This is a genomic window from Frankia sp. CoWAU3 (assembly GCF_977971855.1).
The window spans coordinates 10,789-25,677 of record NZ_CDWWXB010000013.1; the positions used below are offsets into that span (position 1 = coordinate 10,789).

The 14,889-nt window shown below is 71.8% G+C and carries 16 protein-coding genes, 1 other RNA gene and 1 pseudogene; 9 read left to right on the forward strand and 9 right to left on the reverse strand.

The annotated features are described in order from the left end of the window. Positions 1–138 precede the first annotated feature (138 nt). The 6 genes from rnpB (at position 139) to AC08ON_RS02900 (ending at position 2,934) form a co-directional block, all read left to right on the forward strand. Positions 139–551: RNase P RNA component class A (gene rnpB, locus AC08ON_RS02875), an RNA gene on the forward strand. 41 nt (positions 552–592) lie between these two features. Then, entirely contained in the window at positions 593–844 is a 252-nt protein-coding gene (locus tag AC08ON_RS02880; RefSeq protein ID WP_476616404.1) for a type II toxin-antitoxin system Phd/YefM family antitoxin, read from the forward strand. 1 nt (position 845) lies between these two features. After that, positions 846–1,121: a type II toxin-antitoxin system RelE family toxin gene (locus AC08ON_RS02885; protein ID WP_476606330.1), complete on the forward strand. Its 276-nt coding sequence runs from the start codon at positions 846–848 to the stop codon at positions 1,119–1,121. A 198-nt stretch (positions 1,122–1,319) separates the two neighbouring features. Then, positions 1,320–1,562 (forward strand): helix-turn-helix transcriptional regulator, encoded by a 243-nt coding sequence (locus tag AC08ON_RS02890; protein ID WP_476606329.1) that lies wholly within the window; start codon positions 1,320–1,322, stop codon positions 1,560–1,562. A 615-nt stretch (positions 1,563–2,177) separates the two neighbouring features. Then, positions 2,178–2,555: a hypothetical protein gene (locus AC08ON_RS02895; RefSeq protein WP_476606328.1), complete on the forward strand. Its 378-nt coding sequence runs from the start codon at positions 2,178–2,180 to the stop codon at positions 2,553–2,555. Next, positions 2,548–2,934 (forward strand): hypothetical protein, encoded by a 387-nt coding sequence (locus AC08ON_RS02900; RefSeq protein WP_476606327.1) that lies wholly within the window; start codon positions 2,548–2,550, stop codon positions 2,932–2,934. The genes AC08ON_RS02895 and AC08ON_RS02900 overlap by 8 nt, the downstream gene beginning before the upstream one ends. Positions 2,935–2,991: 57 nt before the next feature. On the opposite strand, the gene AC08ON_RS02905 is transcribed toward AC08ON_RS02900, so the two are convergent. The 3 genes from AC08ON_RS02905 to AC08ON_RS02915 form a co-directional block, all read right to left on the reverse strand. Then, positions 2,992–4,128, reverse strand: coding sequence for a bifunctional RNase H/acid phosphatase (locus AC08ON_RS02905; RefSeq protein WP_011435880.1), 1,137 nt, complete (start codon positions 4,126–4,128; stop codon positions 2,992–2,994). Positions 4,129–4,177: 49 nt separating this feature from the next. Next, positions 4,178–4,921 carry a zinc ribbon domain-containing protein gene (locus AC08ON_RS02910; RefSeq protein ID WP_476606326.1) on the reverse strand — a complete coding sequence of 248 codons (744 nt, stop codon included), beginning with the start codon at positions 4,919–4,921 and terminating at the stop codon, positions 4,178–4,180. A gap of 142 nt (positions 4,922–5,063) precedes the next feature. Next, complete coding sequence (locus AC08ON_RS02915) at positions 5,064–5,996, reverse strand: Nif3-like dinuclear metal center hexameric protein (protein WP_476616405.1); 933 nt, start codon at positions 5,994–5,996, stop codon at positions 5,064–5,066. A 160-nt stretch (positions 5,997–6,156) separates the two neighbouring features. Here AC08ON_RS02915 and AC08ON_RS02920 point away from each other — a divergent pair, with 160 nt between their 5' ends. Together AC08ON_RS02920 and AC08ON_RS02925 are read left to right on the forward strand one after the other, a co-directional pair. After that, positions 6,157–6,360, forward strand: a complete 204-nt coding sequence (locus AC08ON_RS02920; RefSeq protein ID WP_476606324.1) for a hypothetical protein — start codon at positions 6,157–6,159, stop codon at positions 6,358–6,360. A gap of 211 nt (positions 6,361–6,571) precedes the next feature. Then, positions 6,572–8,799 (forward strand): annotated as a pseudogene (locus AC08ON_RS02925) (DUF8189 domain-containing protein). 97 nt (positions 8,800–8,896) lie between these two features. Here AC08ON_RS02925 and AC08ON_RS02930 read toward each other — a convergent pair. Continuing rightward, a complete protein-coding gene (locus AC08ON_RS02930) occupies positions 8,897–9,214 on the reverse strand; it encodes a hypothetical protein (protein WP_476606323.1) in 318 nt (105 codons plus the stop codon). Positions 9,215–9,484: 270 nt separating this feature from the next. Here AC08ON_RS02930 and AC08ON_RS02935 point away from each other — a divergent pair, with 270 nt between their 5' ends. Next, the gene (locus AC08ON_RS02935) at positions 9,485–10,168 is read left to right on the forward strand and encodes an LON peptidase substrate-binding domain-containing protein (RefSeq protein ID WP_476616406.1); all 684 of its coding nucleotides are present in this window, start codon (positions 9,485–9,487) and stop codon (positions 10,166–10,168) included. Between the two features lie 61 nt (positions 10,169–10,229). Here the strand turns inward: AC08ON_RS02935 and AC08ON_RS02940 are convergent, their stop codons facing one another. The 5 genes from AC08ON_RS02940 to AC08ON_RS02960 all read right to left on the reverse strand — a co-directional run. Continuing rightward, positions 10,230–10,958: a hypothetical protein gene (locus AC08ON_RS02940; protein WP_476606321.1), complete on the reverse strand. Its 729-nt coding sequence runs from the start codon at positions 10,956–10,958 to the stop codon at positions 10,230–10,232. Between the two features lie 165 nt (positions 10,959–11,123). Beyond that, on the reverse strand, positions 11,124–12,017 hold the full coding sequence (locus tag AC08ON_RS02945; protein WP_476606320.1) for an ABC transporter permease: 894 nt from the start codon (positions 12,015–12,017) through the stop codon (positions 11,124–11,126). 13 nt (positions 12,018–12,030) lie between these two features. Further along, positions 12,031–12,993: an ABC transporter ATP-binding protein gene (locus AC08ON_RS02950; protein WP_476606319.1), complete on the reverse strand. Its 963-nt coding sequence runs from the start codon at positions 12,991–12,993 to the stop codon at positions 12,031–12,033. A gap of 49 nt (positions 12,994–13,042) precedes the next feature. Then, on the reverse strand, positions 13,043–13,687 hold the full coding sequence (locus AC08ON_RS02955; RefSeq protein WP_476606318.1) for a DUF6308 family protein: 645 nt from the start codon (positions 13,685–13,687) through the stop codon (positions 13,043–13,045). 190 nt (positions 13,688–13,877) lie between these two features. Further along, positions 13,878–14,889: hypothetical protein (locus AC08ON_RS02960; protein ID WP_476616407.1), on the reverse strand; the 1,012-nt coding region annotated here is incomplete at its 5' end.

The following is a 14,889-nucleotide window of genomic DNA, read 5'->3' on the forward strand; positions in this document are numbered from 1 at the left end:
TTCGGTCCCGTCATGATCGTCCTGTTCCTCGACTCGCCGCCATCCCGCCCGATCGGCCGGCTCCGCGCACCGACAGCCCGATCAGCCCTACGCCCAGGAAGCGTGGACCGGGAAGCACTCTATACTGAAGGAAGCGGACGAGTTGGCCGGGCGGCCGCGTCGGCGCCGGCCGGTCCGGCGCCGCCGAGGAAAGTCCGGGCTCCACAGGGCAGGGCGGTGGGTAACACCCACCCGGGGTGACCCGCGGGACAGTGCCACAGAAAACAGACCGCCGGTGCCGGTCCCGGCGCCGGTAAGGGTGAAACGGTGCGGTAAGAGCGCACCAGCGCCCAGGGTGACCTGGGCGGCTCGGTAAACCCCGCCCGGAGCAAGGTCAGAAGGCCCGTGGCCGTCACAGGTCGCGGACCGCGCAGGCGTTCGAGGGCTGCCCGCCCGAGCCTGCGGGTGGACCGCTGGAGACTGCCGGCAACGGCAGCCCGAGAGAGATGGTCGCCGCCGGCGAGCCGTGAGGCGAGCCGGTACAGGACCCGGCTTACAGGCCACCTCGTCCGCCTCAGCGGCCCGACCGCTCCCCGGTTTGTACAATCTGGGGATGAGTGAGATGCCGATCAGCGAGGCACGCGACCACCTCGGCGAGATCGTCTCCAAGGCGGAGCACGCCCGGGAGCGGATCGTCCTGACCCGTCACGGTCGCGCGGTTGCGGCAGTAATCTCCATAGAAGATCTCCGTGAACTGGAAGCGGCAGAGGACGAAGCGGATCTCGCCGTCGCCCGAGAGGCGCTGGCCGCCGAGAAGCCTCGCGTACCCCATGCCGACGTCCTCGCCGAGTTCGGCCTGAACTGACGTGGCGCACACCGTCGAGTGGGCGACTGCGGCGCTGCGAGAGCTGCGAGAGCTGCGCAAGCTCGACGCCTCCGCCGCTCGACGGATCCTGATCGCGGTGACACGACTCGCGGCGGAACCCCGCCCCTCCGGGGCCCGGGCCCTCACCGGCCAACCCACCGGGATGCTGCGGATCAGAGTTGGTGAATATCGGGTGATCTACCAAGTCGACCACAGCCGCGTTCTCGTCACGATCGTCCACGTCGCCCATCGACGTGAGGTGTACCGGCACCTCTGACCCGAGCGGCTCGACACAGTGATATCAAGATTGCCCATCACCTGCCTACGTCCACGACAGGGCCGCTGTCCATGGCGCGCGTTCTATCGACGGATCAGGCCGAACCTGGTCATCGGTGTCATGGGACCCGAGGCCGACACCGATCCGAAAAGCCGTCAGGTCGGCCGAAGAACGTCTCGACGACGTGGAGGGTGACGCATGAAGCTCTCGGCTCTCAAGCCTCTCGACCAGGTCATCGAGGACAACCGCGCGGATGCCGAGTTCCGTGACGCACCGGACCGCAGGGCTTTCGCCCGCGACGTTGCGAACAAGGTGGTGCGATACCGCACCGAGCACGGTCTAAGTCAGCGTGAGCTGGCGGCTGTCGTCGGCCTGGTGCAGCCCCAGATCGCCAGGCTGGAGAGAGCCGACCACCAACCTTCCTCCGACACTCGGCGCTGATCATCTCTGGAGGGATCAAAACGCTGGGTCGCCGTCCTCACCTGACTGGTCGTTTCTAGCCATGATGTGGTGACACTGCTACGGTAGGTGGCAATGTCGATCGAACGGCCGGATGCGAGCGTCGATGTGCCGGCCGCTCCCGGGAGACCGGGGGCTGGGCCGAGCCAGGCCGAGGTGAAGGCGCGGCTGCTCGACCGGCTCACATCACCGGAGGCAGGCTCCCCCGTTTCCGCCGACGACACCGAATCCGATGGCTTGGCATCCGCAGGCTCGGCCCCTGAAGGCTCGGCGCGGCCGGAGACGGAACGTTCCAGGATCGACGCCAGGCTGGACGCGCTCGACCGCCGGAACACCTCGGATGATCGTGCTCCGTGGCCGGCCGACCGTCGGTCGGTAGAGGACACGCGGTCCGCCGATCCTTCGCCAGTGGAACGCAAGCTCGCGCTGCTCGACCGCGGGCCCGGCGGTGAGATGGACGCGGCCAGGAAGCAGGATCGGCCGGCCGGACCGGAGAAGCTGGGGTGGCGGCTCACGAGGATCTGGCGGGAAAGCCTCCCGACTCGAGATGGACGCGCCTTCTTCGAGAAGTCCGACACGGACATGCGGAGGACCGCGATGGCCGCCGAGCCGGTCCCGGGCACCTACACAGCCGACCTGCATGGCGACCCGTCGGGATTCCGGGTCGGCAAGGTCGCGCTCGACGCCCGGCAGCTCGGCGCGCTCATCCGCGCCGACGAGAACTGGCGCGGCCGACCGGTGCGGCTGCTGTCCTGCGAGACCGGGCAGGGCGACAACCCCGTGGCCCAGAAGGTCGCGGACGAACTCGGGGTCGCGGTAACGGCACCGACCGAGCTGGCCTGGGCCGACGACCGCGGTAACGTGTGGACGACATCAATGACCGAAAATGAGTACGGTCGTCTGGTGCAAACCGTTCCCCATGACGGCTCCTGGATCAATTTCCATCCGAGAGGCGAGGGCAAACAGAATGCCTGAGGTGTTCGGCAACATTAAGATAGCGAAACTGTTCGACGGCACTCAGGACGGCACCCCCTTCGCCGCCGATCGTCCGAAGCTTCCCGCCGGCCACGAACGGGCAGCATTTCTCGCCTATCTCCGCAGGGGTGAAGTCATCCTGCGCGCGGCGGGCCTCTCGGTGGACCGTTTGGACGAGTCACGCGGGAAGCAAGTTCCCATCGTGTTCCTGACAGACGGGGAATGGGTGTGGAGCGCATCGATCGCCTATTATCTGGAAGAGCACGATCTTCCGCCGGAGCCGGCGTTTCTCGACTATCTCCGCGGCCGGGACTTCACGTATGTGGCGCCGACGGAGGAACAGGTCAGCGCCGCGGCGGTGGCCCTGCGGGCGCGGTAGCGCCGCGGGGCCGGCAGCCTCGGCCCTGACCCCGCATCAACCCGCCTGAGCTGCCCCCTATTCGCCGTAGATCGTCTGGCCCGCCAGGTGATGGGTGTCGTTGAACCCGCGTAGCACTGCCGGGCCGTCGGAGTACCAGTCGATGGTCGTCATCGACACCAGATCTAGGTGGAGGCGGTAGAGCACGGCCGGTTCCGCCGCCAGCGCCAGCTGGGCCAACCCCTTGATCGGCGTGACGTGTGAGACGATGAGGACCCGCCCGCCTGGCTGCTCGGCGAGCAGCCGGTCACGCACCCGCGCTACCCGGGCCACGGTGGCGATCAGGCTCTCCCCGCCGGGCGGCGGGACGTGCGGGTCGGCGAGCCAGGCATTGAGCTCATCGGGGAACTTCTCACGCACCTCGGCGAAGGTCAGCCCCTCCCAGGCGCCGAAGTCGGTCTCCCGCAAATCGTCGACGACGACGTAGTCGCGGCCGAGGGCCTCGGCGGTCTGCCGGGCCCGCTTCAGCGGCGAACTGACGACGAGATCGAACGGCTCGTCGCGCAGCCGGTTCGCTACGGCCGCGGCCTGGCCGAGCCCGACGTCGGTCAGGGCCGCCTCGACCGTCCCGCTGAAGCGCTTCTCCACCGAGAGCGGGGTCTGCCCGTGGCGCAGCAGCACGGTCGTCGTCGGCGGTGCGGGCGGCGCCATCCAGCCGGAGAGCCGGTTCGTCGTCGGCGCGTGGTGCGGAACCGGGTCCGGGGACTGCGGGACCGCGGGTTCCCAGGCCCGCCCGGCGGCGGCGGCGTCCATCGCCTCGTTCGCGAGCCGATCGGCGTCGGCGTTGCGCGCGCGGGGCACCCACTGGAAACGGACCGCGGGGAACCGGGCGGCGAGTTCCGTCGCCTCGGCCACCAGCGGCCGCATCGCCGGATGCTTGACCTTCCACCGGCCGCTCATCTGCTCGACGACGAGCTTGGAGTCCATCCGGACCTCCAGCTCGGCGTCCGGGGCGATCTCAGCGGCGGCCCGCAGCCCGGCGATCAGCCCGGAGTACTCGGCGACGTTGTTCGTGGCGCGCCCGATCGAGTCCGCGCGCTCGGCCAGCAGCTTCCCCGAGCCGGCGTCGCGGACCACGGCCCCGTAGCCCGCCGGGCCCGGGTTACCCCGCGACCCGCCGTCGGCCTCGATGACCAGCCTGCGCACGGTGCCCATCTACATGCTCCCCTCGTCTACCCCCGAGGCGGGGGTCCCGCCGACGGTGCTACAGCCCCGATTCGGGGGTACGGACCAGGATGCGCCGGCACTCCTCACAGCGCACCACCTCATCCGCCGGCGCCGCCGCCACGGCGCGCAGGTCGCCGCCCGACAGCTCAAGATGGCAGCCCTGGCAGCGGCGGCGCAGCAGGGCCGCGGCGCCCACTCCGCTGGAGGACGCCCGGATCCGCTCGTACAGCGCGACCAGCGCCTCGGGCAGCTCCGGGACGAGAGCGTCGCGGTCGTGGCGCAGCCGCGCCACCTCGGCATCGAGCTCGGCGTAGGCCTTGTCCCGCGCGGCCACCGCCGCGTCGAGCTCGGCCTGCAGGGCCGATCGCTGCTGGGACAACGCGGAGAGCCGGCTCTCCAGGCCCTCGACGATCTCCATCTTCTCGAGCGCGTTGTCCTCGAGCACGCCCTGACGGCGGGTCAGCGAGGCGAGCTCCGCCTGCAGGTTCTCCAGCTCACGCGGCGTCGAGACGGCGCCGGAATCAAGCCGCTGGGAGTCACGGGCCGAACGGGTCCGCACGAGGTCGATCTCGTTCTCCAGCTTGCGCTGGGCACGCGCGACGTCGCTCAGCTCGGTCTGCACCCCGACGACCTCACCGTCCAACGAGGTCAGCGCGGCGGTGCGCTCGGTGATGACGGCGTGCTCCGGCAGACCGCGTCGGCGGGCCACCAACCGGTCGATACCGGTGTCGAGCGCCTGCAGATCGAGCAGGCGGAGCTGAACTGCTGGATCGGCCTTCATCGATTCCTCACTGGTACACCTGAACGACTACACCTGGCCGACCTGGTCGGGGCGACCAGGCCCGACCTGACCAGGCCCGACGCGGCGCCCTCCGGTGACCCGGGCCTCCGCGTGACCCGGGCCTCCGCGCCGCCGGCACCGCCTACCGGGACGGAACGTGCACCCGCCAGGGATCGGTCACGATAGCGGATACCGACGTGCTCACCGTACGTCCCCCCGCACGCAGACCGGCGCGCAGGCGGGTGGCGGCCTGGCTCAGCCAGGGCCATTCACTCGCCCAGTGGGCGACATCGACCACCACGACCCCATGCGCACCGACGGCGTCGAGGACGTGGTGATGCCGGCCGTCCGCGGTGACGAGGACGTCCGCTCCCGCGGCCTCGGCGGCGGCGACCAGTTCTCCCCCCGAGCCGCCGCACACCGCGATCCGCCGGACGAGCCGGTCCGCGGTACCCGTCGCCCGGACCCCGCCCGCCGTCGCCGGCAGCGCTCGGACGACCCGGGCGCAGAACCGTTCCAGGGACTCGGCCGTGGGCAGGTCACCGATCCGGCCGAGGCCCCAGCACACGCTCGCCCCGCCGGCACCGCCCTCACCACCGGCGCTGCTCCCGGCACCGCCCTCGTCGGCCCCGACGTTCGCCGGGGCGGACAGCGGGGCCGGGGCGGACAGCGGGGCCGGGGCGGACAGCGGGGCGACGTCACGCAACCCCAGCGCGTCGGCAAGCGCGTCACTCACGCCCGGCGCGGCGACATCGGCGTTCGTGTGCACGGTGTACAGGGCGACGCCGGCCCGGATCAGGGTGGCAGCGACCCGCCCGCCCGGACCGGTCTCGGCGACGCCGTGCACTCCCCGCAGGAACAGCGGGTGGTGGGTGACGAGCAGCTGAGCTCCCGCCGCGCCGGCCTCGGCCGCCACCTCGGGGGTCGGATCCACCGCGAACAGGACGGCCGAGGCCGGCGCGTCCAGATCACCCACCGCCAGTCCCACCGTGTCCCAGGACTCGGCCCAGGACGGAGGGAAGAAACGCTCAAGCACGGCCACACAGTCACGCACTGTCGCTGACGGAAAGGTCACCACCGTGACCCTACCCGCTTCGTCGCAGCGACCTGCCAGCCGGTCACGCTGTCCGGTGCCACACCCGGGCGCCGTGGGGGCGGTCGTCCCGGCCCCGTAACGTCACCGGTGGCAACACGCCTGCGATGTGCTGGCGAGCCGCGAGGAAAGGGCAGTCGTCATGGCGGACGTTTCGGTGCGATTCCAGGTGGCGGGGGATACCGAGATCGTGCTGAACCTCGCGACCCCGCAGGCTGTCCGGCTGGTGGAAGCCATCATGCGCAAGGTGGCCGAGGCCATGGGTGCGCCGGAACGGCCCGCCGTCGGGGCCATGTGGCCCGACGTGCCATCGGCGCAGGCACCGTTCGCTCCGGACCGACGCTGAGGCACTGGGACGCCGAGGCAGGCGGGCGGCTGCCCGGCTCCGGCCGATGGACGCCCGCCGCCGGCTGTGTTGGCGCAATCCCTCTGAACAAAGCAGGCGAAGGTACCAGATCGGCACTCTGCGTACTTGTTTTCACAAAAGCCGGCACAGCAAAGCCACAACACGATACAACTCCGCACAGCCATCCCCACCGCAAGGAAAACGATCAAGTATGGCGGGGGACGTACCGGCCGACGAACACGCGCTCATCATCTCGGCCGGAGGGGAGACGGGCCGAGCACTCCGTGCGGCGTTCGCGGCGATCGCACCCACCGACGCGTCCTTGGATGACGGGGTAGACCAGACCGCCGAGGGCGACGGCTCGCCAGCCGATCCCACCCTGGCCAACGAACGACGGCCGCTGCACCGCTACGGCAGGGTCCACGTGTTGGACCAGCCTCGGGGCACCTCCACGGCGACGGCGGAGCGCACCGCCGCCCGGCTGGCGGCGGCGGTACTCCCCCCCGCGGACGGCAGCGTCGTGTCGACCACCGGGGTGTCGCCCGGGCTGAACCGCGCCGAGACGCTCGGGCTGGACGCCTTCCGCCTGCGGGCCAGCGCCGCCTACCGGCAGCTCAAGCAGGAACGTCCCCGCGACGGCCGGCCATGGGACATGGACCGGCCCTGCACCGACATCCCGCCGCCCCGGGGCAGCTCGCCTGATCCGGACCGGCCGACACCGCATGCCCAGGCAACACCGCATACCCAGGCGAACGGGCGGGCCGAGGCCCAGAGCCCAACCGCCGCGCCCACGGACACCCGGGCCACGGATACCCGGGCCACCGCGCAGATCGCCCAGGCGTCCTCCCCCACCAGCGCGGCGCTGGAGGGATCGGTGGCCGTCGGGCTGATCATCGTGGAAGGGCCGACCACCGCGCTGCAACTGACCGCCGCGGAACGCACCAAGATCGTAGCTGAGGTGCAGAACGGGTTGTCCTGGTATGCAACCACGAACCCGGCTGCCGACCTGACCTTCCACTACGACATCCAGATCGTGCGGCTGTCCGTCCCACCGGACCCGAACGCGCCCGACCTCGAGGCGCTGTGGCGTGACCCCACCATGAGCCGGCTCGGCTACGCGGCCAGCTTCGACGGCGTCTACGACCACGTCGACGCGCTCCGGTCCCGGCTCGGCACCCGGTCCGCCTACTGCGCGTTCTTCACCAAGTATCCGCTGGGATACTTCGCGTACTCCTCGGTGGGTGGCCCCCGGCTCGTGATGTCCGTCGACAACGACGGCTGGGGACCGGACAATATCGACCGGGTCTTCACCCACGAGACCGGTCACATCTTCGGCGCTCCGGACGAGTACGCGGGCGCCCAGTGCGACTGCGGCGGTCGGTGGGGGGCGTTCCACGCCCCGAACGGCAACTGCGACGCCTGCGCGCCCGCGCCCGTCGACTGCCTGATGCGCTCGAACAGTTTCGCGCTGTGCCGCTACACCCCCAGCCACATCGGCTGGGGCCACGGAGTGAGCGGCAACCCGGCGCTTGTCCAGGCCAGGGGGCTCGGCCAGATCGGCAACTTCGACGCCGTCGTCCCCTCGGCCTTCGCCAGGCTGACCCACGTCTGGCGGGACAACGACGCGGCAGGCTTCCCCTGGATGGCCCCGTGGCAGACGGCTCAGGAGCTCGGCCGGATCGATGCCGCCACCATGATCCAGAGCACCCTGGCCAGGCCGGGACCCCTCGAGGTCGCCGTCCGGGTCGGCTCGACGCTGTACTTCCTGTGGCGGGACTCCACCGGCGCCTTCGCCTGGCACCCGCCGACCCGCCTCGTCCAGGGGGTGGGGGCGTTCCGTCGCTGGTGCAGAGCCGGCTGGGCACCAAGGGCAACTTCGAACTGCTCGTGCCCGCCGCGGACGTCGGCATCCTGCACCTGTGGCGCAACCATGACATCCACGGATCTCCGTGGAGCACTCCGAAGCTGTTCGGCGCGAACCTCGGGCGCGTCGACGCCGTCAGCCTCATCCACGGCACGCTGGGCGGCGGCAACGGGATGCTGGAAGCGGTCGCCCGGGTCGGCAACCGGCTCGTGCACCTCACCCGCGACAACGGGGCGGTCTGGCGCACCGGCCCCGTCTTCGCCGAGGGCGTGACGGGCAATCCGGTGCTCATCCAGAGCGCCTTCCCCGACGGCTCCCGCAACTTCGAGGTGGTCGTCCCCGCCGCGGACCGCGGGCTCATCCACTTCTATCGGAACAACGGCGCGCCCTCCCCGGTCTGGAGCGGACCGCGGCCGTTCGCACCGGAGCTGGGCCGGGTGGACGCCGTCTCGATGATCCAGAGCAACTTCGACGGGCATCTGGAGGTGCTCGCCCGCGTCGGCGACCGGCTCCACATGGTCTGGCGTTCGTCGGGCCCCGGTGCAAGCTGGTCGGTCCCCCGGCGCGTGTTCTGAGCCGCCGCGCGTGTTCTGAGCCGCCGCGCGGGGTCATCCGGCCGGCGCCGCCCCGGGTGGCCGGTCGGGCGGGAGGTACCCTGGCGTGTCCCAGGGCTCACCACCTGCGGGATCGCAGGTGCTTGGCGCCCCTCCGCGCCAGCCAGCCGTCGACGAACAGGCTCTCGGCTGCGGTAAGGGTCTCCCGCAGCACCGGGGGAACCTGATCGATGAAGACCCCGCACACCCCGGGCAGGGCAGCCACCTCCGGCGCCCGGGAGGGGGGCAGCGCCACGAGAGCCAGCCGGGGGCGCAAGGCCGAGGTCACGGTGCCGAGGACAGCCAGTTCGGCCAGTGGGTCGACATCCGTGCCGGTCGAGAAGCCCCGGTCCGGCCGATGGAAGACGACCAGTAGCTCCGGCTCGGTTTCCCACACCGGGCCATTCTCCCGCGAACGGACCCGGATGGAAGGTCCCCAGGCACCGACGGTCCACCGCCCGGGCTCCCGGTCCACCGCCCGAACCCGCGCCCGGTGAGAATCACAGCCCTTCGTGGATGGACACCATGGCTACCGGGGGACAGGGTTGGGACAAACGTCCGACTCCTGGTCGTGGACCCGCCCCAGGCGGTCCTCGCCCGACCGCCGCCGGCCGCTTCCGGTCCCGTCCGGGGCCGGAGAGGGCAGGGCAGGAAGAAGGCACCGCAGTTGAGCGAGCGGCTTCCTCTGTTCCCACTCGGGACGGTCCTGCTCCCCGGGCTGGTCCTACCCCTGGAGATCTTCGAGGAACGGTACCGGATCTTGGTGCGGAAACTGCTCGCGCAGCCCGCCGACCAGGTCCGACGGTTCGGAGTGATCGCCATCCGGCGAGGCCGGGAGGTGGGTCCGGCCCTGCCGGCGATCCACGACGTGGGCTGCACCGCCGTGCTGCGGCGCGTCCAGGAGCACTCCGACGGGCGGTTCTCGCTCATCACGGTGGGCGGTGACCGGTTCCGGATCCGCACGGTGGACCGGCACAGCGAGCCCTACCTCGTCGGGGATGTCGACTACCTGCCGGACGACGTCGGCGACACCGACGACACCGACGACACCGACGACACCGTTCCGGCGGTCCAGCGTCTGCTCCGAACCTACGCCGACCGGCTCGCCGCCACCGGCACCGTGCAGATCTCGCTGCCGGACCTCCCCGACGACCCGATCGCCCTTTCGTACGTGATCGCCGCCGCCGCCGTCACCGACGTCACCGAACGTCAGGGGCTGCTCGCCGCGCCGGACGCGGCCAACCGACTGCGGGCCGAACGGGCGCTGCTCCGCCGGGAGATCGGCCTCCTGGAAAAGATCACCACCATCGGATCGAGCGAGTTGCGCCGAGTCGATCCCAGCCCGAACTGACCCCCGCCCGAACTGACCCCGGGCCGAACCGTGGGACGTTCGCCACCCGGGGGATCGACGCTCAGTCCCCAGCCCCGACCTCAGCCCCAGTCCCGTGGCCGGGCGCGTCGCCGGGCGCGGTCGGACCCCGCCTGTCCTCGGCGGCGTCCGACTGGGCCCGTGAGGTCACCCACAGCCCGACGAGGAGCACGAGCAGGGCGGCCACCGGCATGACAAAGTAGAGCCCGCCCGCGCGGACCTTCATGTCCACCAGGCCGGTGAGCAGCGGAGAGGCGTCCTTCGGCAGCGCGTGCAGCAGCTGGGGCGAGCGTCGCTGGTGGCCGATCCAGCCGGCGATCAGCGAGCCGCCGATGCCGCCGGCGGCGAGCCCGACCGGGACCGGCCATCCCCCGTCCCGGACCCGCCAGCACGCCACGGCACCGCCGATCACGCCGGCGACCGCGCAGATCAGAGCGAACCGGACGTCGATGTCGCTCTGGACCGTAAACGCCGATTCATGCCCGTCCAACGCCACGGCAAGATCCAGATGGGGCGCGGTCGCGGCCCAGAGCAGGCCGAGCGGGAAGCCGGCGAGCGCCATCGCCGCCGCGCAGATCAGGCCGGCGACGGCCGCCGAACGAGCACCGAACGCCCGGCCCGGGTTCCGCCCGGGCGGCGCCGGCTCACCGGCCGCGGGGACGGCGATCGCCGGATCGAGGGTCGGCTGACCAGGGTGGTGCGGCCCGTCCCCGAGTGGGATAGACAGCGCGGCCGGCTCGACTCCGCGGATGCCCGACGACCGCTCCATCATGACGCGCTTTCTGCCACTGGCTGTCTGTCCCCTCGTCCCCGGCCTACCAGCATCCCCGGCCTACCAGCGCATTGTCGCCGACCGGCCGCAGGCCGTTGACCCTACCGCGCCGGTCGGTCCCGCAGCGGTCCTGCTACTACGCTGGCCCCGCTAACTATGACGCCCTCAGGACGTGCCGACACGGCGCAGTGCCATCGCCGCGACAGACAGCGCCGCCATCCCGACGGCGGCGCAGATCCCGAGGTCGAGGACCACCTTCGCCCAGTCGACACCGGGTTGGAAGGCTGCCGCGAGGGCGTCCACCGCGTAGCTGCTGGGCAACGCGTCCCGCGCCCAGCGGCCGACCTCGGGCAGCCGGCCGGAGGGGATCACACCGAAGAACAGCACGATGCTCATTCCGAGCTGGCCGGCGACGGTCGCGAGCTCCGGCCGAGGGGCGAGCAGGCCAATCGCCGCCCCGAGCCCGGACAGGCAGATCCCGGCAAGCGCCACGACGGGCAGCAGCAACCACAGGCCGGACAGCGGCAGCCCGTAGAGCAGCGCCCCCAGCACCGCGGTGACGACAGTGCCGGGCGCCGCGAAGGTCGCGTACGAGGCCGCCGTGCCCAGCACCACCGCGACGCCGGACACCGGCAACGTGAGGTAGTAGTCCAGGGCACCGGCCGCCCGCAGCACCCCGAACCGCTGGGCCAGCAGGTTCAACGCGACGAAGGCGACCACGAGCACCGTGGAACCCGCCACGACCTGCCCGGCGGCCGTGGTGTCGCCGACGTCGAGGATCCCGCGCAGCAGCACGAGGATCCCGACCGACTGGAACGACGCGACGAACAACAGCGGGATCCGTCCCACCTTGGAGCGGGCGAGCTGCCCGCGGTAGACCGCACCGAACGCGGTGCGGAACGACGTCGGCGGCGGCAGCTGCGGCGGGGCACTGCTCGGCGGGGCGGAGGCCGACGCCGGCCGCGTGGCGGGAGCCGGGCGGCCATCCGCGACCGATGGCGCCGGCACCCCGGGTGCCCCGCCACCGGGTGCCCCGCGCGCGTCCGGAACGACGGTCACCGGAAAATCACGATCATGCGCGCTCCAGGTCCCGCGACCTGCCGCCGAGGGTGAGGTACACGTCCTCCAGCGAGGGGGTGGCGAGACTGAAATCGTCCAGCGCAGCGAACGCCGGGCCGGCGGTCAACCGGCCGAGGGCGTCACGGGCCGCGGCCGGAGCCAACCGGATGGTCCACCGCCGTCCGTTGACCACGGCGAGCGCGGCCAACGTCGCGACGGTGGGGTCGTCCGCGGGCGGGTCGTGGCGCCACGCGAGGTCGAGCCGGACGTCACCGGACAACGATGCCTTGAGCTGGCCCGGAGTGTCGCAGGCGATCACCCGCCCGGCATCCAGGACGGCGACCCGGTCAAGCACCGACTCTGCCTCGAGGACGTTGTGCGTGATCAGCAGGACGGTGACACCGACGGTGTCCCGGCGACGTTGCAGCGCCGACCACACGGCCCGCCGGGCGACGGGGTCGAGGCCGGTGGTCGGCTCGTCGAGGACGAGCATCGGCCGGTCCCCCACCAGGGTGGTAGCGACACACGCCAGCCGGCGTTGCCCACCGGACAGCTTCGACAGCGGGCGATGCGCCACCGCCTCCAGACCGAGCTCGCCGAGCACGGCGTCACGGACCGCCCGCACGGCGGGGCGGGGAACGCCGCGCATGCGGGCGGTGGTCGCCACGGCGGTGGCGACCGGCAGCTCGGCCAGCGCGAGATCGTCCTGGCCCAGATAGGCGGCGAGCCGGGCCGGCAGACCGCGGGCGGCCAGCACGTCGCGGCCAAAAAGGGTGATCGTGCCCGCGTCCGGCCGCAGCAGACCCATCAACTGGCGGACCAGCGTGGTCTTCCCGGCGCCGTTCGGCCCGAGCACCCCGAACACCTCGCCCTGCCGGACGTCGAGATCGATTCGATCATTGGCGAGAACGGCATGCTCACCCGTCCCGTGCCGCCGGGTGAGCCCGCGGACCGCGTAGCTCAACACATCGACCATTGTCGCAGTCGGAGCCGGTCGATGGTCCCGGGCCGACAACGGGCGCTGATCACACCGCGCTGCTCATCCACACCACGACGTCGAGCATCCGCAGCGGGGTGATCGGGGGACCCGCGACGGGCACCAGCGCCCCGAGCCGGCGGAACTCCTCGGCGTTCTCCCGCAGGTCGTACTGCATCGCGCGGATGAGCAGGCCCATGTACTGCCGCCAGGACCGCCCGTCCCGCGGCGACGGCGGGACGCAGTCCTCGTGCTGGTAGAAGATCCTCACCTTGGAGTCGAACAACGGGACCAGGGCGGGCCGCTTGCGGTGCAGCACCTTGGCGATGAGGGAGCCCTTGACGTCCCGGTCGGAGACGTCCGGGTCGTCGAGGGGGTCGTAGAGCGCTGCGACCAGATCGAGGGTGACCTCGTCGGCCTCGATGAGCTCGATGCCGGGAGGAAGGCTGTCCAACGCCCGCTGCAGCAACGGCATCAGCGCGGTGAGCGTGTGCATCCGATCCAGGTCCACGTGCACGCCGAGCAGGCATGGGGCCAGGAGATCCCCGGTGCACAGCAGATCCGGATCACTATTGGTGACCAGGCCGTCGTAGTACGGGTAGGCGTAGCGCAGACCTCGCTTGCGCGGCCCCAGGTACTCCTCGAGCAGGCTCTCCGCGTCGAAGACCTCCCGGGTGCCCTTCGCCAGCTTCAACCTGGGTCTCCTCATCATGATCCGTGAACTCCCCGGCCGGTCGCAACCCCAGGTGACGAAGCCGGTCTCGCCCCTCATCCTCTCCTGTCCCGGTCGACGATGGCGCAGGGGTCGGATGCCACGCCAGAACGGTCACCGTCCGCCACCCGTGCCCGGCACGCCGTCCGATCATGCGGACGGCTCGACCGGATCAGCGACGACCCGGGGACAGTGGGATGAATCTCACACCCGGCGGCCCGCTTCCCGGTGGGGCCGGGTCCACCACCCGCACCCGGGGATCGGTCGCGAGCTGCGAGAGCCGGCCGGCCGGGGCGCGGACCACCGCGGCGAACAGACACCCGCACCCGGCCCGCAGGTCGTTCGCCGCCCGCCGCTCGCGGTCAGCGGCGGCGGTGTCGCCGACCTGTGTGTCGGCGGCGGCTCGGGCATCCGCCTGGGCCGCCGCCGACCCGAAGGCCGCCCGGACGTCGGCCACCGGATCGCGCACGACGGCCTGCTCCTGTTCACCCCCGATACCGGCGGTGAAGAACACCTGGACGGTCCGGAAGTCGCCGAACACCGCGAGCAGGTCGGCGGGGGTGCGGGGCGCGGTGAGACTGGCCACGGCGTAGAGATCGGCGCCGGGGGCGGCCGAGGTCAGCAACGCGAGGTTCTGCCGGCTGGCGCCGAGGTAGTCGGCGACCGGGTCGTTCGGCCCGGGGCCGATCGTCACCGCGGGCAGCGCGGGCGCCACCGGCTGGTCGGGCACCGCCGGCTGGTTCGCGGACGTCGGCTGGTTCGCGGACGTCGCTGCCTGCCCGGTCGCCGAGGAGGACGGTCCGGACGACGGAGCATGATCGACGCCCTGCAGGATCGCGGCCGTCGCGCTCACCACGATCAACGCGACGAGTCCGAGGACGAGCATCCGGACGCCCCAGTCCACCACCCCGCCGGGCGTGACTCCGGCCACGTCGAGCAGGGCCGGCGGACCGTCATCGTCGTCGGAGCCGGCAGGCGAGGGCCGGACCCGGTCCCGGGTCCGGCGGACCCGACCGATCTCCCGCTCCGCCAGGCCCACCATCCACGCCCGGACGATCGCGATCGCGCGAGAGGTCGCCGGCAGCGTGCGGGCGTCGACCCGATCGAGCAGCGCCCCCAACCCGTGGACCGGTGGGCGCACGGTGGACCACCCCCGGCCGGCGGGGGCCGGGGCCGGCACCGCT

Bases quoted from the DNA above. Each gene is read 5' to 3' on its own strand.
- AC08ON_RS02880 (WP_476616404.1), top strand. From the start codon at position 593: ATGAGTGAGATGCCGATCAGCGAGGCACGCGACCACCTCGGCGAGATC.
- AC08ON_RS02890 (WP_476606329.1), top strand. From the start codon at position 1,320: ATGAAGCTCTCGGCTCTCAAGCCTCTCGACCAGGTCATCGAGGACAAC.
- AC08ON_RS02895 (WP_476606328.1), top strand. From the start codon at position 2,178: ATGGCCGCCGAGCCGGTCCCGGGCACCTACACAGCCGACCTGCATGGC.
- AC08ON_RS02900 (WP_476606327.1), top strand. From the start codon at position 2,548: ATGCCTGAGGTGTTCGGCAACATTAAGATAGCGAAACTGTTCGACGGC.
- AC08ON_RS02905 (WP_011435880.1), bottom strand. From the start codon at position 4,128: ATGGGCACCGTGCGCAGGCTGGTCATCGAGGCCGACGGCGGGTCGCGG.
- AC08ON_RS02910 (WP_476606326.1), bottom strand. From the start codon at position 4,921: ATGAAGGCCGATCCAGCAGTTCAGCTCCGCCTGCTCGATCTGCAGGCG.
- AC08ON_RS02920 (WP_476606324.1), top strand. From the start codon at position 6,157: ATGGCGGACGTTTCGGTGCGATTCCAGGTGGCGGGGGATACCGAGATC.
- AC08ON_RS02940 (WP_476606321.1), bottom strand. From the start codon at position 10,958: ATGATGGAGCGGTCGTCGGGCATCCGCGGAGTCGAGCCGGCCGCGCTG.
- AC08ON_RS02950 (WP_476606319.1), bottom strand. From the start codon at position 12,993: ATGGTCGATGTGTTGAGCTACGCGGTCCGCGGGCTCACCCGGCGGCAC.